Source organism: Roseateles sp. P1_C1_2 (assembly GCF_056406535.1).
This window is the reverse complement of the sequence record NZ_JBFUAB010000001.1, coordinates 54343-76475: the sequence shown is the minus strand read 5'-3', so window position 1 is coordinate 76475 and position 22133 is coordinate 54343. Positions and strand designations below refer to the sequence as shown.

The following is a 22133-nucleotide window of genomic DNA, read 5'->3' as shown; positions in this document are numbered from 1 at the left end:
GCGATGGAGTTCCCGGTCCACATTCCTTTCGTCCAGCAACTCGGCTTCACGCTGCATTCGGTCGGCGACGGCGAGGCCGAGCTGCGGCTGACGATCAGCGAACAGCACCTGAACTCCTGGCGCGTGGCCCATGGCGGCGTCGTGATGACGCTGCTGGATGTGGCCATGGCGCACGCGGCGCGCAGCGTGAACCGGCACCTGCCTGATTTGGGGCCGGGCGTCGTCACGGTGGAGATGAAGACCAGCTTCATGCGCCCCGGCGAAGGCGAACTGCGCGCGGTGGGCAAGCTGCTGCACCGCTCGACGACCATGGCCTTCTGCGAGGGCTCGGTCTTCGGCGCGGACGACAAGCTCTGTGCCCATGCCACCGGCACTTTCAAATACCTGCGGGCCTTGCCGGCTGGCCGGCAGCTGAAGCCGCTGGGTGGGGAAGGCGACTGACAGAGCCCCCGCGCTGCGCTTGGGTTTGAGCGGTGTTTTATGAAACGCCGTTCCAATATTTGGCACAATAGCGCCAGCGTCTGCATCCCACCCCGGGGTGCGCGGTTGGCCAGGTGGACGCGGACCATGCAGTCCCACCCCGATCACCTGGCATGACGGCCCCCCGCTCAAGGCCCCTCTGGCCGGAGCGAAGAGCCCCTGCACCGGGCGGTCCCCGAGCCGCCTGCGCCCTCATTCCGCCCGAAAGCCACCCGCCATGAAGATCGCCCTCATCATCGAGAACAGCCAGGCTGCCAAGTCCGAGATCGTCCACAACGCCCTCAAGACCGTCGCCGAGCCGCTGGGCCACAGCGTGCATCACTACGGCATGTACACGCCGGAAGACAAGGCCTCGCTGACCTATGTGATGAACGGCCTGCTGGCCGGCATCCTGCTGAACTCCAAGGCCGCCGACTTCGTCGTCACCGGCTGCGGCACCGGCATGGGCTCCATGCTGGCCTGCAATTCCATGCCCGGCGTGTTCTGCGGCCTGGTCATCGACCCGACCGACGCCTTCCTGTTCGGCCAGATCAATGACGGCAATTGCATGTCCATGCCCTATGCCAAGGGCTTCGGCTGGGCCGCCGAGCTGAACCTGCAGGACTGCTACCGCAAGCTGCTCGAGAACGAGCGCGGCGCCGGCTACCCCAAGGAGCGTGCCGCCATCATGGCCAAGAACCGCGGCATCCTGAAGGACCTGAAGGCTGCTTCCTGCAAGGACATGCTGACGACGCTGAAGGCCGTCGACCAGGACCTGCTGAAGGCCGCCGTGTCGGGCGAGAAGTTCCAGGAGCTGTTCTTCACGAACTGCCAGGACGACGCCATCGCCAGCCACATCAAGGCTGTCCTGGCCTCCTGATCTCGGCTGCGACAGTCTCGCGGGCTGCGAGACTGTCGCGATGTCTGTTGCACCACCCCACCTCACACTGCGCACGCTGACGCGCGGCGATGGCCTGCTGGGCCTGCGTCCGCGCGGTGCCCTGGGCCCGCGCGGCGAGCAGGTGACGGTGGCGATGCTGGCTGCGGCCCATGCCCAAACCGAGCAGGCGCTGCTGACGCGGGGCCTCGTCCCGCTGGACCCCGCCCTGCTGCAGTGGCGCGGCGCGCCGCTGCCCCTGGGCGGAGCATCCCTCTGGACCCTCGTCCAGGAAGAATTCTTCGGCGACTTTCATGTCGAGAAGGTGCCCGAGCTGCAGGCACTCGGCTGGCAGGTCACGACCGAGCCGGGCTTTGCCCACCACAGCCAGTTCGTCAGCGGCTGGCAGCTCGGCCTCACGGAAGAAGAAGCAGCAACCGAGACGCCCAAGCCCGGCCGCCGCGTCGAAGGCCTGGGGCTGGCGCGCCGCACCGGCGCCTGGCTGGTCAGCCTCGGCATGGAGGTCGACGGCAAGCAGATCGACCTCGCGCCGCTGATCGCCAACCTGCTGCGCCGTGACAAGCGCTGGCTGGACGCGGTGGCCATCGCGGCCATCGAGGACGACGCCATCGTCTCGCTGCGCGCCCCGGGTGGCCGCCGCTTTCACGCCGTCGCCGCGCCGCTGAAGGCCATCATGCTGGCCTTGCTGGACCTGCTCAAGCCGGTGGAGCTCGAGAAGGGCAAGCCGCTCAAGCTCAATGAGTGGGACGCCGACCGCATCCGCTGCATCGAGGACGAGTCGCGCGGTCGTTGGCAGATCCATGGCGATGAAGGCCTGAGGGCCTTGGGCCGGCGCCTGCTCGCGGCCGGCACGCCAGCTTCGACACCGCAGCCCGAAGGTCTCGGCCTGCCACTGCGCCCCTACCAACTGCACGGCCTGGCCTGGCTGCAATACCTGCGCGAGCAGGGCCTGGCCGGCATCCTGGCGGACGACATGGGCCTGGGAAAAACGGCGCAGGCGCTGGCCCACATCTGGACCGAAAAGCAGGCTGGGCGCCTGGACCGGCCGGCCCTGGTCATCATGCCGACCTCGCTGCTCTTCAACTGGCAGCAGGAGGCCGCCCGCATCGCGCCCGGGCTCAAGGTCATGACCTGGCATGGCGCCGATCGCGAGGCCGCTCAGCTGGCCGAGGCTGACGTCGTGCTCAGCACCTACAACCTCGTCTGGCGCGACCTGCGCACGCTGTCCGCTCAGCCCTGGCATCTGCTGATCCTGGACGAAGCCCAGGCCGTCAAGAACGCCCAGGCCCGCGCCGGGCGTGCGCTGCGCCGGCTCGACACCCGTCACCGCCTCGCGTTGACCGGCACGCCGCTGGAGAACCACCTCGGCGAGCTCTGGTCGCTGTTCGACCTGCTGATGCCGGGCTTCCTCGGCGACTCGCGCAACTTCGCGCGCCACTGGCGCAAGCCCATCGAGGTGAATCGCGACGGGCCACGCGCCCGGCTGCTGGCGGCGCGTGTGAGGCCCTTCATCCTGCGGCGGCTCAAGACCGAAGTCGCGACCGAGCTGCCGCCGCTGACCGAGCTGGTCAAGCGCGTCACGCTGGTGGGCCAGCAGAAGCGGCTCTATGAGAGCGTGCGCGTTGCGGCCGACCACATGGTGAGGCGCATCCTGGCGCGCGACGGCTTCACGCCCACCAGCCTCATCAGCGTGCTGGATGCCATGCTCAAGCTGCGCCAGGTCTGCTGCGACCCGCTGCTGCTGAAGGCCGTGGAGATGCCGCCCGGTGTCGAGCGCGCCAAGCTGGAATGGCTGCGCGAGCATCTGCCCGACTTCGTCGCCCAGGGCCGGCGCCTGCTGGTGTTCTCGCAGTTCACCGAGATGCTGGACCTGATCGCCGCGGAGCTGGATGCCTTGCGGCTGCCGCATCTGCGCCTCACCGGCCAGACGCCGGCTGCCCAGCGCGGCGAGGTCGTGCGCCGCTTCCAGGCGCGTGAGGAACCCATCCTGCTCGCCAGCCTCAAGGCCGGCGGCGTCGGGCTCAACCTGACCGCGGCCGACACCGTCATCCACGTCGACCCCTGGTGGAACCCGGCCGTGCAGGCCCAGGCCAGCGCGCGCGCCCACCGCATCGGCCAGGACCAGCCCGTCTTCGTCTACCAGCTCGTCGCCCAGGGCAGCATCGAGGAGCGCATGCTGGAGCTGCAGGCGCGCAAGCGGGCGCTGGCCGACGGCCTGCTGGGCAGCGACGACGGCGGCGCCCTGAGCAAGTTCAGCGCGCCCGAACTGAATCTGCTGCTGGCACCGCTGGAGGAGGCCGAGCTTCCCCATTCCTACGGATGACCGCGCCGCGGTCCAGCGGCCTACTCATGCCGCGTCCATCGCCATCGACCAGGAGACTGCCATGACCACCCGAGAACACGTCATCACCAACATCAAGGTCGACCTTGTCGTGAACACCAAGGACGATCTGCGCCGCATCGTGTTCGGGCTGGAGAAGGTCAGCGACGACAACGGCCTGCCGACCTGGACCATCCACTTCAAGCTGTTCCGCCGCGACGACAAGGCCGTGGCCTATGGCGACGCACGCGTCAGCCTGGACGTGGTGGTGGACAAGGAGCTGCACAGCAAGGCCGCCGCCACCGCCACCAACGGCCTGAGCGCCACGCAGGCGGCCTTCCTGGCCGGCCCGGCAGCCAACGCCGCCCTCGCCAGCCAGCAGCCGGGTGGCCAGCCGGCCGACGCCACCATCCAGCGCACCTTGCTCAAGCGGTGAACCCCTCGCTGCTGGCGGCGAGCTGGGCGCTGGCCTTGCTGGTGCCCGCAGTCGCCGCCGCCGACCCGCAGGCCGGGCGCAATGAGGTGGTCGTCGCCGACGCTGCCTGCCCGGCCAACGGCGCCTGGGGCGGGTTGGTCATCCGTTCCGTGGACGTGAGGACGCCGCTGGCCTTCCTGCCCTGGATACGTGCGGACCTGGACAAGGCCAAGGCCCTGGCCGCGCCGCTGCTCGGCACACCGTACAGCGCCAGCCAGGTCACGGCAGTCTGGAACCAGATCGCGGCGCTGCCCTTTGCCGCCATGGATCTCGAAGCGCGCGTTGGCGGCCGCGTGCTGCCGCTGACGGTGAAGTGCACGCCGCAGGGGCTGGAGCTGGTGTTCTTCGTCTACGCGATGAAGGCCTCTACCTCGGTAGGCCTGAGCTGGGAGTCGCGGCAGCGCGAGACGGCGGCGCCCGAGCAGCAGTCCGGCCAGGAAGCCCTGCGCCAAGGCCTGCGCCTGCAGCCGCGCCTGGGCTACCAGGCCGGCGAGGGCATGGGCGGGGGCGCGTCGGCGCTGTACAAGCGCAGCGGTGGAGGCGCCGACGCCTACTGGAGCTCGCTCGCCGTCGACGGCTATGCCAGCGACCGCTTGCACGACATGGCGATGGCACTGCAGGGCGGGCGTGAACACAGCGGCGGCACCTGGGCCCACACGGCCTGGCGGCTGGCCTATGCCGACCAATCGGCTCCCGCCAAGGCCGTGTCGCGGCTGGGCCAGAGCCGTGTCGAAGGGCTGCTGATCGCCCAGACCCGTCCCTTGGGCAACTGGGGCCTGCCGCTGCGCGTGGGCGCCGCGCTGGATGCCGGCGAGCACCGCAGCGGCGGCCAGGACGACATCGCCTCCGGCCTGGTGTCGGACCAGCACTACCAGTCCCTCAAGCTGATGGCCGGCACCACGGCGCGGCTGGCGCGGCAGAGCCTGGCCATGAGCTATGCGGTCGAGTGGGGCGCCGGCAGCGGTGGAGCGGGCCTGGACTGGGTCAAGCAGATCGTCGACATCGCCCACGAGGGCCGCTGGCCCGTGGCCGACCACCGCAGCCTGTCGCTGGACACGCGGCTCAGCTTAGGCCATCTGCGCGAGCCGGGCGTGGTGCCGCACAGCGTGCGCTTCTTTGCCGGCGGGCGCGAGCAGCGCTTCACCGGCGGCGAGGAATGGCAGATCCGTGCGGCACCGCTGCTGCGCAGCCTGGGCACCAATGCGCTGGCCGGCAGCAGCGCCCACCCCGGCTACCGGCGCTTCGCGGCGCTGAGCCTGACGGCGGCGCTGCCGGTCTACAGCCGGCCGCTGGTGCCCGCCGAGGCCTACCGCGACGCCCAGGTTCGCGCTGCGCTGAGCGGCCAGCTGGATTCCGCCGTGGGTGCCTTGGCGGCGGACAACCGCACGACGCTGCCCACCTATCTGCAGGCCATCGCCCATCTGCCACAGGTGCAGCAGACGCTGACGGCACTCGGCGGCGCCGTCGCCGCTGCCGAGCCCGCGGCGGGCAGCACGGGTGCCGATGCCTTCGCCAGCTGCAAGGCTCAGCTGGCGCAGGCGCAGGACGAAGTCGCCCAGGTGCTGCAGGAATCCAGCCTCGCGCAACTGGGCCTATTCACCGAGCTGCTGCCCGGCGAAGACACCGCCAACACGCTGGGGCAGGTGGTGGCGCTGTGCGCCGGGCTGGGCGCGCCGGAGATCGCGCGGCAAGCGGCGGCGCTGCAGGCCTCCGTCGCACGGCTGGTGCAATGGTTCGCCGCGGCCGACCTCAAGCTGGCCGAGCAGGCCGCGCGCCGCGAGATCGAGCCGGTGCGCCACATCGTGGACACGCTGATGGACGAGGTCAACGCCATCGCCGTGAGCCCGCTGCTGCTGCTCGACGCCGTGAACCTCGGCCCGCGCCAGGCGGGCCCGCGCACGCGCATCGGCGTGGGTACCGGGCTGCGCGTGACGCTGGTCGACAGCGTGGACTTCAGCCTGGGCTATATGGTCAACCTGCGCCGCCAGGCCGGCGAGGCGCGCGGCGCTTTCTTCCTGACGATGGAGTTCAAGGACCCGTTCTGAGCGCCAGCCCTCGCAGGCCCAGGTCGACATGGTTCTTGATCACCGCGGCGATGGTCTGCGGTGTCGGCGCCGGGCCATCGACTTCCGAAGCGTCGACGGCCGCGAACAGCTCACGCTTGAGCTCCGGAAAATACAGCCGGCGCCATTGCGCTTCACCGGCTCCGGGCGTCGCTGCCGGCAGCTGGTGCGGTCCCTGCGTTGCCGTCAGCTCGGCGCGCAGGCCCTGCCAATGCGCCGGCCCCGCGGGCGACCAGAAGCCCTCCCAGTCCATCGCGCGGCGAGGGAGGGGCGTGCGCTCCAGCTCGTAGGCCATGCGGTGGAGCCGGGCTGCTTCGCCAAACCACTGCCGGGTGGCGATCAGGTCCTGCTCACCGAACCAGGCGAGCAGACCTTGCTTCTCGGCGCGACCCGCCAGGAATCTGAAGCGGGCCTGCGGATTGCCCGTGCCGTTCCTGATGTGCCGCGCCAGCTGCGGGTCTACCGGCTTGTCCAGGAATTGGCGCAGGCTCTGGACCTCTTTCTGAGAAGGCACCCGTTGGGAAGACTACGCGGCACCTGCCAGCCGAGCCGCCTGGCGCTGGCCGTACTTTGACCAGAAGCCGTCCTCATCGAACGGTTCCGACTCCAGCCCCGTGAAACGCGGCCTCTCCCAGTTCTTCAGGCCGTCAGGCAATGCGCCATGCTTGTTGGACCACAACAGCTCGAATTCAAAGCCCGTCAGACGGTGCTCGCGCACGAGATCGAGCGCCTTGTCGGCTACACAGACATGCCGAGAGGGGAGTTCCTTGATCTGCCACATGAACGAGTCGTTGACAGCCTCTGGGCGGAACGTGGGCCTGGCGATGCGCATCACGCCACTGCCGTCAGTGAAGTGCAGGATGTTCGATGCCGGAGCATCCAGAACGTCTCTCACGTCGGTGAGCCGGAACAGCCAGTAAGCCGCCTCGTCGAAATCCAATGGCACCCAGGTGCCGAGCCCTTTGACATGGGGTTCGAAGACAGCCTTGGCGCGCTCGCTCAGAACCGGGTAGTTGAATGCACCCAGGCGCGTCATGTCGGCGAGCTTGGCCTTCGAACCCCTGGGAGAGTATTCGCGATGCCGCTCCGCTGCGAGGCGGGGGTGCGCCGCGAAGAAGGCGGGAAGTTCAGACGGATGCATGAAAGTCTTCAGGCCGTTGGCGCCCTCCAATTTGACCCACTGGCCTTCGGGCTCGTTGCTGTCTTTGAGGTTGTAGACGTTCATTCGGGAGTTCCTTTGGATCCAGGCCGGGGACGGACACCTGGGTAATTTCCTTCCTGCAACAGGCTACCAATGTCGTTGAGCGCATTGATAGCCCCTTCCCTAGTTGTCACCGACTGAAACTCGGTCACGATGGCCAGGTTGTAGTCTGCATTGTTGAGCCTCGGGTGGTAAGCCTCCGGTGCATTCGGATCAGACTTTGGTCCTGGCAGCCAAACCCCATTGACAGCGTCGTTGATGTCGATGCCAAAGCTTTTCAGCTTGTCGCGGACTGCCTGCATATCGGCGCCGCCTGCAGCCACGGGCACTGCGTGATGGGGCTGATAGCCAGGACCAGGCATGGGCTTGCCCGCAGCCGTGAGGTTGTTCCCCAGTTCCTTGGCATCGCGGCCGTCGCGCGTGAGGATGTGATCGTCAATCGTCGGAGGTGCCGCGATCGGCAGGGTTTCGACCGTCGGCAGCTGAGGCCCGGCGACGGGAGCCCCGGGCAGCATGTTCAGGTTGTCGTCCTTGGGCGGCGGCACCAGCCCTTCCAGCGGCGGCTGCGGCGGTGCCGGCACATTGATGGCCGGCTGCTGCAGGCGTCGCGCCTCCTCGTCCGTCAAGGCCACCCGCTGCTGTCCAGTCGCGTAGAGGGCCACGCCGCTCTTCACGTCCTGCCATTCGCCGTCGGCGCCGCGCTGTTGCAGGGTGCCCAGGCGTTCGCCTGGCCGGGTCACGAAACGCTGGTTGTCGCCCAGCTGGGTGATCTGGTCGCGCGAGGGCGGGATCAGGACCAGGTTGATGCCCGCGGCGACGGCCACCAGGGCGAGCTCGCCCACCAGGACGGTGCCGGCTTCCAGGCCTTCCAGAGCTTCCGCTACAGCGACCGTCGCCTCCGCCAGGGTGGCCACCACGGCCCGCCCCGTCGACAGCAGCCAGCCGTTGACGGCTGCCAGGCGATCCGCTGACGCGGCGGTGAGCGCCAGCGTGGCGGCGGTCGACGACAGCGAGGCTTGGGCGGGCAAGGCAGCCCCATGATCCGGTGCGTCGTCGGCGCCCGCGTTCGGATTGCGCGAACCGGTGACGACGGTGCGCTCAAGTTGCTCCACGACCAGTTGCTGGGCCGGGCCGTCGCTAGCCGCGGGAAGCAGCTGGCGTATGTCGCCGTTGCTGCTGCCGCCTTCGATGCGATACAGCAGGGTGCCCTTGCCGTCGTTGTCGCGCATCGGTGTGGCGCCGGTCGCATCGGCCGGCAGGGCTGGATGGCCTGCCAACAGGATGGGCGCGTTGTCGACGGCTTGGATGTTCCCCTGCTGCTGATAGCGGCCGACGACGCGAATGTCCTGACCGTCCTGGTTCTTCGCGATGACGTTGGCCTGGGACGGTCCCGCCGAGGGCGGAGTGTTCTGCGGCGGCGTGTCGTTCGTGGGGGCGGCAGCGCTGGACGCGTTCTGTGGCGCCGGACTGGCAGCCGTGCCTCCGCCCTCCATGCCAGGCGCCGCGGATGTGTTGGGCGCGGCGGATACGCCTGTCGAGACCCCGGCGGGGTCGACTGTCGGCGGCACATCAGCGGCGAGGTCGGAGATGCCCGTCGGCGTGGGCAGGGTGATGACTTCCTGGGGGATGAAACTCACGCTCGAGCCGCTGTCGCTCAGCGTGGTCGTCGTCATCGAGCTGACCGGCGTATCGCCTTGGTAGGTGACCGAGATGTTCACGTCCGGAGCGCCGTCGACGCCGGAGTAGCTGTAATCCCAGGTCTCGGTCTCGTTGCCGCCACCGAATCCACCGGCACCAAAGCCACCAAAGCCCCCACCGCGGCTGCCTCCGGCGGAGGAGTCGCGGCTGCCCATGGCCTCGATGCGGGCAAAGGTTGCGGCGTCGATGCCGGGTCCAGGGCTGGGTGCGGCGCTGGGCAGACTCATGCCTTGCCAACTGGGGGCGGCCGGCGCTTCGGCGGCATTGGCCAGGGGCTTGACGCGGGCGTCCGCGTCTTCGGCGCCAGGCTGCTGCCGCGGCGTGTCGGCAAGCCTGGCCTCAGGCGGGACGGGCGCCGGCGGTGGCGTCAGCGTGACCACTGGCGGCTGTTGCGCCATCTCGCTCAGCAGGGTGCTGGGTGCTTCAGGCTCCGGCGCGGGCTCGACCGCGGGCGCGGCAGTGGCCGCCATCGGTTCGTCGGCGACCCCGACGTCCTCGAAGCTGGCGACGTTGTAGTTTTCAAGCCTCATTGGGCGCTCCCTGAAGAATCCATTGCAGCGGATTCATGGGAGCGACCGCGCCCCTCCCGGGGCAATTGCGGCTGGTCCTAAAAACAGCGAGGGCGGCGCTAGGGCCACCCGCAGTCGTCTCAGCGACGACGCATGAGCTTCATCGCCCGCGGCAGCACCAGCACCACCACCAGCAGCACCAGCAGGCCAACGGACAGCGGCCTCTCGATGAAGACGCTCCAGTGCCCGCTGCCGATGGACAGGGCGTTGCGGCCCTGGGCCTCGGCCAGCGGCCCAAGGATCATGCCGACGACGACGGGTGCGGTCGGGAAGTCGAAGCGCCGCATGACGACGCCCATCAGCCCCAGGCTCAGCATGAGGAAGAGGTCGAAGGCGCTTTGGCGCATGCCGTAGACGCCGACGGTGGCGAAGATCAGGATGCCCGCATACAGCTGCGGCCGCGGGATCTTCAGCAGCTTGACCCACAGGCCCACCAGCGGCAGGTTCAGCACCAGCAGCATGACGTTGCCGATGTACAGCGAAGCGATCAGCGCCCACACCAGGGTCGACGAGGTGGTGAACAGCTGCGGGCCGGCCTGGATGCCGTAGTTCTGCAGCGCGCTGAGCAGGATGGCCGCCGTGACCGAGGTCGGGATGCCGAGCGTGAGCAGCGGCACGAGGGTGGCCGTCACCGCTGCGTTGTTGGCGGCCTCGGGGCCGGCCACGCCCTCGATGGCGCCGCTGGTGCCGAACTCCTCCTGGTGCTTGCTGAGCTTGCGTTCCGTGGCGTAGCTGAGGAAGGTCGGGATCTCGGAGCCGCCCGCGGGAATGGTGCCGAAGGGGAAGCCGATGAGCGTGCCGCGCAGCCAGGCGGGCCAGGAACGCTTCCATTCCTGGCGCGTCATGTGCACGCTGCCGAGCTTGTTCAGATCCTGCGTGCTGCGGCCTTCGTAGAGCGCCATGTAGAGCGTTTCGCCCACGGCGAACAGGCCGACCGCGACGAGCACGGTCTCGATACCGTCCATGAACTCGGGCACGCCGCCGGTGTAGCGCACCTGGCCAGTGATCTGGTCCAGGCCGATGAGCCCCAGTGCCAGGCCGATGAAGAGCGAGGTCATGCCGCGCAGCGTGCTCTTGCCCAGCACCGCACTGACCGTCGTGAAGGCCAGCAGCATCAGCAAAAAGTACTCCGGCGGGCCGAGCGTGACGGCGAAGTCCGCGACGATGGGCGCGAACAACGTGACCAGCACCGTCGCGATGGTGCCGGCCACGAAGGAGCCGATGGCTGCGGTAGCCAGGGCCGCACCGGCGCGGCCGCTCTTGGCCATCTTGAAGCCCTCCAGCGCCGTCACCATGGTGCCGGTCTCGCCGGGGGTGTTGAGCAGGATGGAGGTTGTCGAGCCGCCGTACATCGCACCGTAGTAGATGCCGGCGAAGAAGATCAATGAGGCCGTCGGTTCGACCTGCGTGGTGATGGGCAGCAGCATGGCCACCGTCACCGCCGGGCCCAGGCCGGGCAGCACGCCGATGGCCGTGCCGATGACACAGCCGAGGAAGGCCCACATCAGGTTGATGGGCGTGCCGGCGGTGGCGAAGCCGCCGAGCAGTTGGGTCCAGAGATCCATCATGGCGTCCTCCTTACAGCCAGCCGCTGGCCGTCAGGCCGGGCAGGTTGATCGCCAGCAGCTTGGTGAAGAGCCAGAACACCGGCGCTGAGATGCAGATGCCAGTGACGAGGTCGAGCAGGCTGCTCTTCAGCGCGCCGCCCGGCTTGCCTTCCGAGATGCGCAGGCCGCGCACGGCCAGTGCGAAGCACAGTGCGCAGGACAGGATGAAGCCCAGCGTGGTGATCAGGCTGGCATTGGCGATTACACCCGCCACCACCCAGGCGGCGGCATGCCAGTCGGCACGTTCGGCGCCCGAGGGCGCCTCCATCTCGCGAAAGCCGCCGCTGCGCGCCTCCCAGACCAGCCAGCCGCCGCAGATCATCAGTACCACCGACACCAGCCAGGGCAGGGCGTTGGGCCCGACGCCGGCATAGCCAGCCTCCGACGAGATGAAGGTGGCGCCATAGGCCATCACGGCGCCGACGATCAGGGCGCCGACGCCGACGAGCGTCTGGCCGGTCATGGAAGGGTTGCTGCTCATGAGGATCGCCTTTGTGACTTGAGTATTGCGGGCCGAGCGCCGGGCCGCTCCCTAGCCGGCCCGCCTTTGGCGATGTGCTCGCGGCTCGATGCCGCGAGCATCGCCGTCCCCTCGGGGGACCGGCTGGACACGCGCGCGTTCAGCGCAGCGCGGCCAGACGAGGGGCTTCAAATCATTCCAGACTTGACCATGATGGCGCGCAGCGTCGCGAACTCGCGATCGACGAAGGCGTCGAACTCGGGGCCGGTCATCAGGGCGGGCGTCCAGGCGTTCTTCTCGATGGATTCGGCCCAGCTCTTGCTCTTGGTGGCCTGCACGACCATGTCGGTCAGGGCCTTGCGCTGTTCGGCGCTGATGCCGGGCGGTGCATAGAGGCCGCGCCAGTTGCCGATCTCGACATTGATGCCCAGCTCCTTCAGCGTCGGCGCATCCACGCCCTTGATGCGCTGCGGCGACGTGACGGCGATGGCGCGCATCTTGCCGCTCTCCAGATAGGGCTGGAACTCGCTGAAGCCGCTGCCGCCGACGGTCACGTTGCCGCCCAGGATGGCAGCCACCGCTTCACCGCCGCCGCGGAAGGGCACGTAGTTGATCTTGGCCGCATCGACGCCGACATCGCGCGCGATCATGGCCGCGGCGACGTGCTCGGTGGAACCACGCGAGCCGCCGCCCCACTTCACGCTGCCCGGGTCCTTCTTGAGCTGGTCGATGACGTCCTTCATCGCCTTCAGCGGCGAGGCGGCGTGGACGACGAAGACGTTGTATTCGCTGATCAGCCGCGCGACGGGCGTGGCCTGCGACAGGTTGACCGGCGGCTTGCCCGTGATGATGCCGCCCAACATGACGGCGCCCATGACGAGCAGGGCATGCGGGTCGCCCTTGCTGGCGTTGACGAACTGGGCCAGGCCCAGGGCGCCGGCCGCACCGCCCTTGTTTTCAAACTGCACGGATGACGCGAGGCCCGCGTCCTGCAGCGCCTTGCCGAAGGCACGGCCGGTGGTGTCCCAGCCGCCGCCGGGGTTGGCGGGAATCATCATCTTCATGGGCACGCCGGCGGCGTTGGCCGACAGCGGCCATGCGCCGGCGGCGGCCAGGGCCGCCAGGGACTTGAGAAAGGTATCGCGACGCATTGCTTGTCTCCTTGTCGTCTCGGGGCGAATCTCGCCCCGACATGATGGCCGAGCCGCTCGCGATGAGGAAGCGGCCGGTTTTTGTTTTACAGGTGGCATGTTTGACAGAGAGGCTGTCAATCCGCTGTCCATCGGCTCGGGGTAAACCTCAACCCTGTCTCCATCGGATTGCAGTGCTAGCCTGCCGGCCCATGAAGCTGCTGGTGATCGAGGACAACGTCGCGATGCAGACGACGCTGCAGCGCTCCTTCGAGCGGCGCGGGTTTAAGGTCGTCATCTGCGACGACGGCGCGAAGGCGTTGAGCCGCTGGCGCGCCAGCGTGCCCGACGTCGTGCTGCTGGACCTGTCCCTGCCCGGCCTGGACGGCCTGGACGTGCTCGCCCAGGCGCGCGCCGAAGGGCTGACGACGCCCGTCATCATCATTACGGCGCGCGGCACGCTGGGCGACAAGATCCTGGGCCTGAACACCGGCGCCGACGACTACCTGCCCAAGCCCTTCGACCTCGACGAGCTGGAGGCCCGCATCCGCGCGCTGGTGCGCCGCCAGGGCCAGGCCAGCGAGGCCCGTCCACTGGACGCGCCGACCTTCTGCGGCCTGCGCGCCGATGCTGCGAGCGGCGCCGTCTACCACCAGGGTCAGCCGCTGGACCTGGCACCGCGCGAGGCTGCACTGCTGCGCGCGTTGCTCGTGCGGCCGGGCCAGGCGGTGGCCAAGGACAAGCTCTTCGAGCTGGTGTTTGCAGACGCGGCGGACGCGCAGCAAGACGCCATCGAGGTGGTGGCCTACCGGCTGCGCAAGCGGTTGCCAGCGGGCAGCGCCAAGCTCGTGACGCTGCGCGGTCTGGGCTACCTGCTTCAGTCGGACGACTGAGCTGCACCCGATGAAGCGCCTCGCCGCCCTCTCCATGCGCGCCCGTCTGCTGTGGGGCATCCTGCTGCCCGTGGGCCTGCTGGTGGCCGTCAACACGGTGAGCCTGTACCGCGAGACGCTGGCCGCCGCTGACACTGCCTACGATCGCACGCTGCTGGCCTCGGCCAAGGCCATCGGCGAGCTGCTCGGCGTGGCGGGCAGCGGTGAGCAGGCGCGGCTGCTGGCGCCGGTGCCTTATTCGGCACTGGAGGCCTTCGAGACCGATGGCCGCAGCCGGCTCTACTTCAAGGTGCGCGGCTTCAAGGGCGAGCTGGTGTCTGGCGACGCGGACCTGCCCGACTGGACGGGCAAGCTGCCGGACCAGGGCGCTTACCAGGCGCTGGTGGACTTCTACGACGCGCGCTTCCGCGGCGAGCCGGTGCGCATGGCCGTGCTGTTGCAGCCGGTGTCCGGCCAGACCGGCATGGGCCTGGCCACCATTCAGGTCGCCGAGACGTTGCACCTGCGCCGTGGCCTCGCGCGTCAGATCCTGCTGGACACGCTGTGGCGCCAGGCGGCGCTGCTGGGCGTCATCGCCATCGTCGTCTGGACAGTGGTGCAGCGCGCCACCCGGCCGGTGCGTGAACTCAGTGCCGCCCTGCGCGCCCGCGACGCCGACGATCTCAGCCCGCTGCAGGCGCCTGACCTTCCCATCGAGCTGACGCCGCTGATAGTCGCCACCAACGACGCGCTGACCCGCCAGTCCCGCCTGCTGGAGCACCAGAAACGTTTTGTGCGCGACGCCTCGCATCAGCTGCGCACGCCGCTGGCCGTGCTGAAGGTGCAGGTGCAGTCGGCCCGCCAGGGCGATGTGGAGCCCCTGCAGGCCCTCGCCGAAATCGACACGACGGTGAACCGCGCCACCCAGCTTGCCAACCAGATGCTGGCACTGGCGCGCGCCGAGCAGATGCGCCAGCCCGGCGAGGCCATGCCGACGCAGGACTGGGCCGAGATCACACGCGCCGTGGCGCTGGACCTGGCGCCGCTGATCGCCAAGCAGGGCCTGGACTTCGATATCCACACCGAGCCGGCCGCCGTCGACAGCCACGAGTGGGCGCTGCGGGAGCTGACGCGCAATCTGCTGCACAACGCCATCCAGCACACCGGCAGTGGTGGGCGGCTGTCCATTGCACTGTCGGTCGACTCCGCATGGGCGCAGCTGCTGATTGCCGATGGCGGGCCGGGGCTGACGCCGCAGCAGCAGGAGCGGCTGTTCCTGCCCTTTGCCGTTGGCGACGCCGGCAAGGGTTCGGGCCTGGGGCTGGCGATCTGCCAGGCCCTGGTGCATTCGCTGGGCGGGCAGATCGAACTGAGCAACCGCATGGAGGGCCCCCGCGTGTCGGGTCTGGATGCCCGCGTACGGTTGCCTTTGTCGGTAGCGCCGAGCATTCCTCACGGTTGAGCCGGGCCGCTGCCGCCGGTTTCCGTGCCCCCCACAGCGGCGGTCCAGAACTCCCCACAGCATGCCTGGGTGGTGATCCCTAGAGTGGCGTTCAACGGACGCAGGGTGCATTCCGCTTGTCGCGGGCTCCCGTTTCGTCGCGTCATGAACTGAAAGTCGAGCGATGCTGAACCATCTGCGCCTGAGGACCAAGCTGATGCTTGGGTTTGCTTCCCTGGCGGCCGTCGTGCTGCTGGTGTCGGGCCTGGCCCTGAATTCGCTGAGCCGCTCGAACGGGCGCTTCACCGGCTACCTCGAGGGCGTTGGCGAGCGTGAGCGCATGGCCAACGACGTGCGCGACGCCGCCTCGCGGCGCGCCATCGCGGCCCGCAATCTGGTGCTGGTGATGACAGCGGCAGATCGCGACGTCGAAAAAGTGGCCGTCACCAAGGCCCACGAGGACATGCAGCAGTCCCTCGCCAAGCTCAAGCAGGCGCTGGCCAAGGCCGGCGACCTGGGCGACCGCGACGCCGCTCTGGTGGGCGAGATGGAGCGCGTCGAGGCCCAGTACGGACCGGTGGCCCTGTCCATCGTCGGCATGGCCTTGAACGATAAGCGTGACGACGCCATCGCCAAGATGAATGCCGAATGCCGGCCGCTGCTCGCGGCGCTGCTGAAGGCCACCGGCGATTTCATCGCCTATGAGGAGCAGTCGGCCATCGCGCGCGTGCAGCAGGCCGAGAGCGCCTATGACCGCGACCGTCTGGTGATGCTGCTCGTCAGCGCTGCCGCCGTGGCCGCCGCCGTGCTGCTGGGTCTGGCGTTGAGCAATGCCGTTACGCGGCCGCTGGAGCGCGCCGTGCGCCTGGCCGAGGCCGTCGCCTCGGGCGACCTGAGCTCCGACATCGTCGTCGACCGCCAGGACGAGACCGGCCAGCTGCTGGCGGCGCTCAAGCGCATGAACGACGGCCTGGTCGACATGGTGGGCCGCGTGCGCCAGTCGGCCGACAGCATCGCCACGGCCTCGCAGGAGATCGCCAGCGGCAACCATGACCTGTCCAGCCGCACCGAGCAGCAGGCCAGCTCGCTGCAGCAGACCGCAGCGTCCATGCAGCAGATGACCTCCATCGTGCAGCAGACGGCCGAGAGCTCACGCCAGGCCAGCCAGTTGGCCAGCGCAGCCACCGAGGTGGCCGGACGCGGTGGCGACGTCGTGCAGCGTGTCGTGACGACCATGGGCGAGATCAGCGCGTCCAGCCGCAAGATCGCCGACATCATCGGCACCATCGACGGCATCGCCTTCCAGACCAACATCCTGGCGCTGAACGCGGCCGTGGAAGCGGCGCGCGCCGGCGAGCAGGGCCGCGGCTTCGCCGTCGTGGCGGGCGAGGTGCGGGCCCTGGCCCAGCGCAGCGCCCAGGCGGCGCGCGAGATCAAGGGCTTGATCGGCGCCAGCGTCGAGAAGGTGGAGGCGGGCAGCCAGTTGGTGGGCGAGGCCGGCACGACGATGAGCGACATCGTCAGCCAGGTGCGCCGCATGACCGACCTGATGGCCGAGATCAACGCCTCGGCCACCGAGCAGAGCAGCGGCATCGGCCAGGTCAACCAGGCCGTCGCCTCCATCGACCAGGGCACGCAGCAGAACGCGGCGCTGGTGGAGCAGAGTGCCGCCGCGGCCGAAAGCCTGCAGCAGCAGGCCTCGGGGCTGCTGGGCGTGATCGGGCAGTTCAAGACCGCCCACGCCTGATGGCCGGCCAGAATGAAAAACGGGTTAGCGGCCTGAGCTGCTATCCCGTTGATCTACTCAATAAAAATGGTCGGGACGGCGGGATTCGAACTCGCTACCAACCCATGGCGGCCGCAGGCCCAAGCGTCGCGGGCGTCAGCAAAGTGATCAAACGGAAGTACCCAGTTCATCGTGCTGTGGCAGTCCAGCCAACGATTTGACTGTGCTTGCGGTGGGGCTGCTGCTCCGCTGCCTCGATCCTCGTCAACTTCGCGATCCCCACTGCAACCGTCGGACCGGTCGTTGAGGCATCACGCCAGTTCTTGTAGGCTGGCAAGCCTCAAAGTGAACGACATGCCGGACACGCCGCGCGAGCCGCCGCCCCTCACGCCACCGTTGCGCAGCTTCCTGCTCGATGGCGTCTTGCAGTTCACGGGCCAAGTGTGCCGCTTGCCGGGCGTGCTTCGCATCGCGCTGATTGGTTCATTGACCACACCCAAGCTGAACCCCAAAGATGCCGACGTGCTGGTCACGGTTGAGCCGTTGATGGATTTGACCGACTTGGCTCGGCTGGGTCGCCAGCTCAAGGGCAGGGGCCAGACCCGCAACAGCGGTGCCGACATCTTCTTGGCCCACCCCGACCTGCGATACATCGGACGCATTTGCAGTTGGCGTGAATGTCGATTCGGTCTGCGCCTGTCGTGTCGAGCCCGGCATTGTGGTCAGCGGGAATACCTCAACGACGACCTGCACGTTGTCAAACTCGACACCCCGTTGCTTGTGCGGCCGCCCGTCGTGCTCTGGCCTACGGTGGTCGCCCACCAAGACCTGCCCGCCGACGTGACCGAGCGCTTGCTGCGCCCCCTGGAAGAACTACAGAACCGCCCGGCGCCGCCATGAGTATTCGTGGCCCGCAACGAGCCACGGCGCAGCGACCGTGGCCAGGAGTTCAAGAGCAACGTGACCGACCCCGACAGCGCCAAGATGGCCACAGGCAAAGGCGTGATGCAGGGCTACGCCGCGCAGGCGGCGGTGGACAGCGAGAACCAGATCATCGTGGCCGCCGAGGTGACGGGATCAGGCTCAGAACAGAACATGCTGCTGCCCATGATCGAAGCGACGGCGCGCAGTGCGCGCGCCCGACACCTTGATCACCGCAGACGCCGGCTACCACTCCAACGACAACGTCCAGGCCTTGTGCGAGGCCGCCATCCCGGCCCTCGTGGCCGACAACGCGATGCGCCAGCGCGACGAGCGCTTCGCCGACCAGGCCAAGCACAAGGCCAAGGGCGAAGTGCTCGCCGACAAGCGATCGCGAGGCGAAAGTCCCAATCCGAAGGTCAAGGGCTTCTTCGGCACAGGCGACTTCGTCTTCCACGGCGACAACACCTGCACCTGCCCGGCGGGCTGCACGCTGCGAAGCAGTGGCGCGCTGTACAAAGTGGGGCTGTACCTGCGGCAGGACTTCAAGGCCAGCGCCAGCGATTGCAAGAGCTGCGCGCAGCGCGCTCAATGCATCCGCAAGCCAGACGCCACGTGCAAAACGGTGGCGCTGCACACTCGAATGCCTGACGATCCTCAAGACCCGCTGCACCACATGCGCAAGGCCATCGACAGCCCCCGAGGTCGCCGGCTCTACAGCCAGCGCATCGCCACCGTCGAGCCGATGTTCGCCAACCTGCGCCATAACAAGCGGCTGAGCCGCTTCACGCTGCGCGGCAAGGACAAGGTCGGCACGCAGTGGCGGCTGTTCTGCCTGGTGCACAACATCGAGAAAATCGCCAACAGAGGCGAACGCTCATGAGGAATGCGAAAGATGCGCAACGCGAGCAAGGCACCAGAAGCGCCACACAGGGCATTCACAAGGTCCAATCCAATCGGGCCGGCGGCTCGATGCATCAAACGATGAAGAAATCTTCAGCATCTACGGTGATCAGCCGCTGCGGGCATCGCAGAAATCGGGTTATTGCCCAGCCTCGTTAGGCGGCATGTGACTGCGATCAACCTCTCATCCAAGCGCGCGATCCTCACATTCATTGCGTTGCCGGTGGCGTTCTTCGCCGCAATCATGCTGTTTGCCTCCCAGCCAAGGCATTCCTTCTCCCAGGTGCAGAAAGCTGAGATTGAGCTCATTGCGAAGCGCATCTGTTCCGGAGCTTCCGCCAGTGCATGTCCCATTGAATGGAGCGGCAAGCACAAGTGGTTCGCAAACCTGCCGCGCCAAGGCCTTCTATCGGTAGCATCAATAGAGAATCTCAGCAAAGCGTTGCCAGAGCCCGAGTGGTCAGCGTCTGTCAGCCCGCAAGAACACCAGTTCACCAATGGCAGGCACACCGTGAGCTACAACAAGCAAAGCGGCAACATTGTGATTACCTCGGTCGAGTAGTCATGTTGCTCTCGTTCAAAGTGCCGCATAACCCTTCAATCAACCGGGCATGTCCCGGCAAGCCGGGTCATGCCGGTTATCTCAAACGTTATGGCTCAAATGGCACTGCTTGATGCTGCGGAAGTCTGGATCACCCGCGCTTAGCGCGAGATGGGCGCATCAGTAGACGCGCACGATGTTCCAGTTGCGCTGTTCCGCCTCTTTGATATTGATGATTTGGGGCACCCCTTCAAGACTGAGCCGCTCGCAACTTGGAGTCTCGTGAACGGCCAGCTGGTTCCTGATCTGAAAGTTGAACTTCATCGCGTTCCGTACATTGCGTTTTGCCTCAGCGAAGAGAAGCTGGAAATGGGTATACAAGTGCAATGGGCGTCCCGCTGCGGCTACGGATACTGGCCGACAACGGGCGATCGGGCGGCTGCGAACGTTGTTCGGACAAAGTGAGACAACACTCTGAGGCTGGAAGCTCCTACGTAGGAATTCCAGATGTCTTGACAACAGTTGCCAAAGGGCTCAAGCTTCCCTCATGAGTACCGGCACCATGAACATCGCCCTCCCGGACGCCCTGCGCGCTTTCGTCGCCCGGCGGGTCGAGTCCGGCGAGTACGGCAACACCAGTGAGTACGTGCGCGAACTGATTCGAAAGGACCAGCGCGAGCAACGACTCCAGCGACTGCGCGCCCTGGTCGAGGACGGCCTAGCCAGCGGCCCGGGAACGGCGGACACGCGCGACGACTGGGCTGAACTGAACGCCATCGCCGACGGCCGAGGCAATTGAAGCCTGCACGTCTGACGCCGACGGCCAAGCAAGACCGCCGCGACGAAGTTCTGTACTACCGCACCGAAGCCGGGGCGCGGGTCGCGAAGAAACTGGTCGACGCCATGAAGAAGGCGCTGCATGCGCTCGAGCAACAGCCTGGGATGGGCTCACCGGCCATCGGCCAAGACCTCAACATCGATGGGCTGCGCGCTTGGCGCTTGGACGGCTTTCCACTTTCGCTCTGGTACTTCGAGCGCGCAGATTACGTGCTCGTCGTCCGCTTGGTTGGGCAGCGACAAGACCCCGAATACATCGCAGTCGTGGACGACTGAGCCCGACCATTGACTTTGCAGTCCCCACTTCCCGCCACAACTGCAGAGTCGTTCCCGCCGCGGGAATCACGTGTGCATAGAACGACGTCGTTTCGCCGGCGATCTGCTCAATCGGCGGAACCGCATTTCGCTCGTGTAAGCCGGAGAAAACCCGCACGACCGCCGAACCTAGCTGCGTCGTGTCGTTGAGGAGGTGCTGCATGAAACAGACCCACGCATCGCCGCACGAGGTCTCGAAGACATCGCCGATCCCGTTGCAACTTCACTTTCGAGGTAGAGGCGGTCTGTCGCGTCACTATGTGGCGCGGTATCTCCAGCGCCGAAGAGCCGATGCAAGATCTTCATTTGGCTCCATGACGTGTGCTATTCCTCTACTGCAGCTCACTGCTCCGAAGGACACACCCGGCGCTCTTGAACGCGTTCAGAGAACCTACATGGTGATGCTGAAGGGCAAGCGCGGTGCAAAGGTCGCGTCCTGGACGAGGGCGCATAGGACGCTTTGGGCCGATGCGAGCTGCTCGCGTCCCGGGTCAGGCTCTCACAACCTGCAAGCCCGGCGCCGGTGTACCCCTGGGTGTACCCCTGGAGCCCAAATCTGCGGCCAGAAGGACAAACGGCTTAGCTGCCGAAGCTGCTAAGCCGTTGATCTACTTCAATAAAAATGGTCGGGACGGCGGGATTCGAACTCGCGACCCCTTGCACCCCATGCAAGTGCGCTACCAGGCTGCGCTACGCCCCGACTGAGCCAAGCAGTATAGCCGAGAAATCGGGGTCTCAGCCCAGAAGGCTGGCCCGGATGGCAAGAAGTTCGGCGCGGACCTGCTCCAGCGAGGTCAGCGGGTCGATGGCGAGCACCGGCAGCGTCATCGAGGCCTCGGCGGCCTTGAGTGGCTGGGCATGGGCGTGCGACGACCCGGGGCGGCCCAGGGCGGGCAACTGCACCGGCTCGACCGCGACGTCGAGCTCGTCGCCATCCAGTTCGCCGTCCAAGGCATCGAGGGCCTGGGCCGCCTCGGCTTCGTCGCGGAAGTTCTGCGCTGCACTGGGCGGCAGGCCTTCGCTGAGCTGGTTGCGGGCACCGCTGATGGTGAAGCCCTGGTCATAGAGCAGGTCGCGGATGCGGCGGATCAGCAGCACCTCGTGGTGCTGGTAATAGCGCCGGTTGCCGCGCCGCTTCATGGGCTTGAGCTGGGTGAACTCCTGCTCCCAATAGCGCAGCACATAGGGCTTCACGCCGCACAGTTCGCTGACCTCACCAATGGTGAAGTAGCGTTTGGCGGGGATGGAAGGCAGCGCTTTGTCCATTGAAATCAAGGGCTTCGGAGCGAAAGCTGAGGCAGGACGTCAGACTCTACTCGAAGTCTTCGCCGCTGGGCGCGTCGCCTTGCACCAACCCCTTGAGCTTGTGGGAGGCGTGAAAAGTCACGACGTTGCGGGCCTTGATCGGGATGGATTCGCCGGTGCGCGGGTTGCGGCCCGGGCGCGGCGCCTTGCGGCGGATGTTGAAGTTGCCGAAGCCCGAGAGCTTGACGTCCTGGCCTTTGACGAGGCTGTCGTGCAGGATGTCGAAGAAGGCCTCGACCATGTCCTTGGACTCGCGCTTGTTCAGGCCCAGCTTGTCGAACAGCAGTTCGGCCAGCTCGGCCTTGGTCAGCGTGGGCGTTTCCAGGCTGCCGATGACGACCGCAGCGGCTTCGGATTTCTTGGCGTCGTTCGCGTCCATTGCTCTTCCTGTT

Annotated in this window: 22 protein-coding genes and 1 tRNA gene; 13 read left to right on the top strand and 10 right to left on the bottom strand. The window is 67.4% G+C overall.

Translation table 11 applies throughout. The features are described from left to right. Window positions 1–3 precede the first annotated feature (3 nt). The 5 genes from AC1D2H_RS00340 (at window position 4) to AC1D2H_RS00320 (ending at window position 6197) form a co-directional block, all read left to right on the top strand. Window positions 4–441: a PaaI family thioesterase gene (locus AC1D2H_RS00340; protein WP_477934711.1), complete on the top strand. Its 438-nt coding sequence runs from the start codon at window positions 4–6 to the stop codon at window positions 439–441. Window positions 442–697: 256 nt separating this feature from the next. Continuing rightward, entirely contained in the window at window positions 698–1339 is a 642-nt protein-coding gene (locus tag AC1D2H_RS00335; RefSeq protein ID WP_477934709.1) for an RpiB/LacA/LacB family sugar-phosphate isomerase, read from the top strand. 40 nt (window positions 1340–1379) lie between these two features. After that, window positions 1380–3680 carry a DEAD/DEAH box helicase gene (locus AC1D2H_RS00330; protein ID WP_478009466.1) on the top strand — a complete coding sequence of 767 codons (2301 nt, stop codon included), beginning with the start codon at window positions 1380–1382 and terminating at the stop codon, window positions 3678–3680. A 61-nt stretch (window positions 3681–3741) separates the two neighbouring features. Further along, the gene (locus tag AC1D2H_RS00325) at window positions 3742–4113 is read left to right on the top strand and encodes a hypothetical protein (RefSeq protein WP_477934705.1); all 372 of its coding nucleotides are present in this window, start codon (window positions 3742–3744) and stop codon (window positions 4111–4113) included. Beyond that, complete coding sequence (locus AC1D2H_RS00320; RefSeq protein WP_478009465.1) at window positions 4110–6197, top strand: hypothetical protein; 2088 nt, start codon at window positions 4110–4112, stop codon at window positions 6195–6197. Before AC1D2H_RS00325 ends, AC1D2H_RS00320 begins: the two co-directional genes overlap by 4 nt. On the opposite strand, the gene AC1D2H_RS00315 is transcribed toward AC1D2H_RS00320, so the two are convergent. From AC1D2H_RS00315 to AC1D2H_RS00290, 6 genes are all read right to left on the bottom strand, one after another. Next, window positions 6181–6729 carry a hypothetical protein gene (locus tag AC1D2H_RS00315; RefSeq protein WP_478009464.1) on the bottom strand — a complete coding sequence of 183 codons (549 nt, stop codon included), beginning with the start codon at window positions 6727–6729 and terminating at the stop codon, window positions 6181–6183. The genes AC1D2H_RS00320 and AC1D2H_RS00315 overlap by 17 nt on opposite strands. A 12-nt stretch (window positions 6730–6741) precedes the next feature. Next, window positions 6742–7440, bottom strand: coding sequence for an imm11 family protein (locus tag AC1D2H_RS00310; protein ID WP_478009463.1), 699 nt, complete (start codon window positions 7438–7440; stop codon window positions 6742–6744). Continuing rightward, complete coding sequence (locus tag AC1D2H_RS00305) at window positions 7437–9644, bottom strand: AHH domain-containing protein (RefSeq protein WP_478009462.1); 2208 nt, start codon at window positions 9642–9644, stop codon at window positions 7437–7439. Before AC1D2H_RS00305 ends, AC1D2H_RS00310 begins: the two co-directional genes overlap by 4 nt. Before the next feature lie 119 nt (window positions 9645–9763). Further along, entirely contained in the window at window positions 9764–11248 is a 1485-nt protein-coding gene (locus AC1D2H_RS00300) for a tripartite tricarboxylate transporter permease (protein WP_477934819.1), read from the bottom strand. A gap of 13 nt (window positions 11249–11261) precedes the next feature. Continuing rightward, on the bottom strand, window positions 11262–11771 hold the full coding sequence (locus AC1D2H_RS00295) for a tripartite tricarboxylate transporter TctB family protein (protein ID WP_478009461.1): 510 nt from the start codon (window positions 11769–11771) through the stop codon (window positions 11262–11264). Window positions 11772–11938: 167 nt separating this feature from the next. Then, a complete protein-coding gene (locus tag AC1D2H_RS00290; RefSeq protein ID WP_478009460.1) occupies window positions 11939–12901 on the bottom strand; it encodes a Bug family tripartite tricarboxylate transporter substrate binding protein in 963 nt (320 codons plus the stop codon). A gap of 191 nt (window positions 12902–13092) precedes the next feature. Here AC1D2H_RS00290 and AC1D2H_RS00285 point away from each other — a divergent pair, with 191 nt between their 5' ends. From AC1D2H_RS00285 to AC1D2H_RS00260, 6 genes are all read left to right on the top strand, one after another. Continuing rightward, window positions 13093–13773: a response regulator transcription factor gene (locus AC1D2H_RS00285; RefSeq protein ID WP_477934695.1), complete on the top strand. Its 681-nt coding sequence runs from the start codon at window positions 13093–13095 to the stop codon at window positions 13771–13773. A gap of 10 nt (window positions 13774–13783) precedes the next feature. Next, a complete protein-coding gene (locus AC1D2H_RS00280; protein WP_478009459.1) occupies window positions 13784–15214 on the top strand; it encodes a sensor histidine kinase in 1431 nt (476 codons plus the stop codon). 163 nt (window positions 15215–15377) lie between these two features. Continuing rightward, window positions 15378–16940 (top strand): methyl-accepting chemotaxis protein, encoded by a 1563-nt coding sequence (locus AC1D2H_RS00275; RefSeq protein WP_478009458.1) that lies wholly within the window; start codon window positions 15378–15380, stop codon window positions 16938–16940. 324 nt (window positions 16941–17264) lie between these two features. Continuing rightward, complete coding sequence (locus AC1D2H_RS00270) at window positions 17265–17819, top strand: hypothetical protein (protein WP_478009457.1); 555 nt, start codon at window positions 17265–17267, stop codon at window positions 17817–17819. Between the two features lie 322 nt (window positions 17820–18141). Continuing rightward, window positions 18142–18723 carry a transposase gene (locus AC1D2H_RS00265; protein WP_478009456.1) on the top strand — a complete coding sequence of 194 codons (582 nt, stop codon included), beginning with the start codon at window positions 18142–18144 and terminating at the stop codon, window positions 18721–18723. A 186-nt stretch (window positions 18724–18909) separates the two neighbouring features. After that, a complete protein-coding gene (locus AC1D2H_RS00260) occupies window positions 18910–19305 on the top strand; it encodes a hypothetical protein (RefSeq protein WP_477934685.1) in 396 nt (131 codons plus the stop codon). Between the two features lie 159 nt (window positions 19306–19464). Here the strand turns inward: AC1D2H_RS00260 and AC1D2H_RS00255 are convergent, their stop codons facing one another. Next, window positions 19465–19608, bottom strand: a complete 144-nt coding sequence (locus AC1D2H_RS00255) for a hypothetical protein (protein WP_477934683.1) — start codon at window positions 19606–19608, stop codon at window positions 19465–19467. Between the two features lie 238 nt (window positions 19609–19846). On the opposite strand from AC1D2H_RS00255, the gene AC1D2H_RS00250 reads away from it, so the two are divergent. Next, entirely contained in the window at window positions 19847–20083 is a 237-nt protein-coding gene (locus AC1D2H_RS00250) for a type II toxin-antitoxin system ParD family antitoxin (RefSeq protein ID WP_477934681.1), read from the top strand. After that, window positions 20080–20397 (top strand): type II toxin-antitoxin system RelE/ParE family toxin, encoded by a 318-nt coding sequence (locus tag AC1D2H_RS00245; protein WP_477934679.1) that lies wholly within the window; start codon window positions 20080–20082, stop codon window positions 20395–20397. The genes AC1D2H_RS00250 and AC1D2H_RS00245 overlap by 4 nt, the downstream gene beginning before the upstream one ends. Before the next feature lie 662 nt (window positions 20398–21059). On the opposite strand, the gene AC1D2H_RS00240 is transcribed toward AC1D2H_RS00245, so the two are convergent. From AC1D2H_RS00240 to AC1D2H_RS00230, 3 genes are all read right to left on the bottom strand, one after another. Continuing rightward, a tRNA-Pro gene (locus tag AC1D2H_RS00240) sits at window positions 21060–21136 on the bottom strand. Between the two features lie 35 nt (window positions 21137–21171). Next, window positions 21172–21702 carry a MerR family transcriptional regulator gene (locus AC1D2H_RS00235; RefSeq protein WP_478009455.1) on the bottom strand — a complete coding sequence of 177 codons (531 nt, stop codon included), beginning with the start codon at window positions 21700–21702 and terminating at the stop codon, window positions 21172–21174. A gap of 46 nt (window positions 21703–21748) precedes the next feature. After that, the gene (locus tag AC1D2H_RS00230) at window positions 21749–22120 is read right to left on the bottom strand and encodes an integration host factor subunit alpha (protein WP_477937642.1); all 372 of its coding nucleotides are present in this window, start codon (window positions 22118–22120) and stop codon (window positions 21749–21751) included. Window positions 22121–22133 lie beyond the last annotated feature (13 nt).

Coding starts and splice junctions, on each gene's coding strand:
- AC1D2H_RS00340 (WP_477934711.1), top strand. CDS start 4: ATGGAGTTCCCGGTCCACATTCCTTTCGTCCAGCAACTCGGCTTCACG.
- AC1D2H_RS00335 (WP_477934709.1), top strand. CDS start 698: ATGAAGATCGCCCTCATCATCGAGAACAGCCAGGCTGCCAAGTCCGAG.
- AC1D2H_RS00330 (WP_478009466.1), top strand. CDS start 1,380: ATGTCTGTTGCACCACCCCACCTCACACTGCGCACGCTGACGCGCGGC.
- AC1D2H_RS00325 (WP_477934705.1), top strand. CDS start 3,742: ATGACCACCCGAGAACACGTCATCACCAACATCAAGGTCGACCTTGTC.
- AC1D2H_RS00310 (WP_478009463.1), bottom strand. CDS start 7,440: ATGAACGTCTACAACCTCAAAGACAGCAACGAGCCCGAAGGCCAGTGG.
- AC1D2H_RS00305 (WP_478009462.1), bottom strand. CDS start 9,644: ATGAGGCTTGAAAACTACAACGTCGCCAGCTTCGAGGACGTCGGGGTC.
- AC1D2H_RS00300 (WP_477934819.1), bottom strand. CDS start 11,248: ATGGATCTCTGGACCCAACTGCTCGGCGGCTTCGCCACCGCCGGCACG.
- AC1D2H_RS00295 (WP_478009461.1), bottom strand. CDS start 11,771: ATGAGCAGCAACCCTTCCATGACCGGCCAGACGCTCGTCGGCGTCGGC.
- AC1D2H_RS00290 (WP_478009460.1), bottom strand. CDS start 12,901: ATGCGTCGCGATACCTTTCTCAAGTCCCTGGCGGCCCTGGCCGCCGCC.
- AC1D2H_RS00285 (WP_477934695.1), top strand. CDS start 13,093: ATGAAGCTGCTGGTGATCGAGGACAACGTCGCGATGCAGACGACGCTG.
- AC1D2H_RS00280 (WP_478009459.1), top strand. CDS start 13,784: ATGAAGCGCCTCGCCGCCCTCTCCATGCGCGCCCGTCTGCTGTGGGGC.
- AC1D2H_RS00275 (WP_478009458.1), top strand. CDS start 15,378: ATGCTGAACCATCTGCGCCTGAGGACCAAGCTGATGCTTGGGTTTGCT.
- AC1D2H_RS00255 (WP_477934683.1), bottom strand. CDS start 19,608: ATGAAGTTCAACTTTCAGATCAGGAACCAGCTGGCCGTTCACGAGACT.
- AC1D2H_RS00250 (WP_477934681.1), top strand. CDS start 19,847: ATGAACATCGCCCTCCCGGACGCCCTGCGCGCTTTCGTCGCCCGGCGG.
- AC1D2H_RS00235 (WP_478009455.1), bottom strand. CDS start 21,702: ATGGACAAAGCGCTGCCTTCCATCCCCGCCAAACGCTACTTCACCATT.
- AC1D2H_RS00230 (WP_477937642.1), bottom strand. CDS start 22,120: ATGGACGCGAACGACGCCAAGAAATCCGAAGCCGCTGCGGTCGTCATC.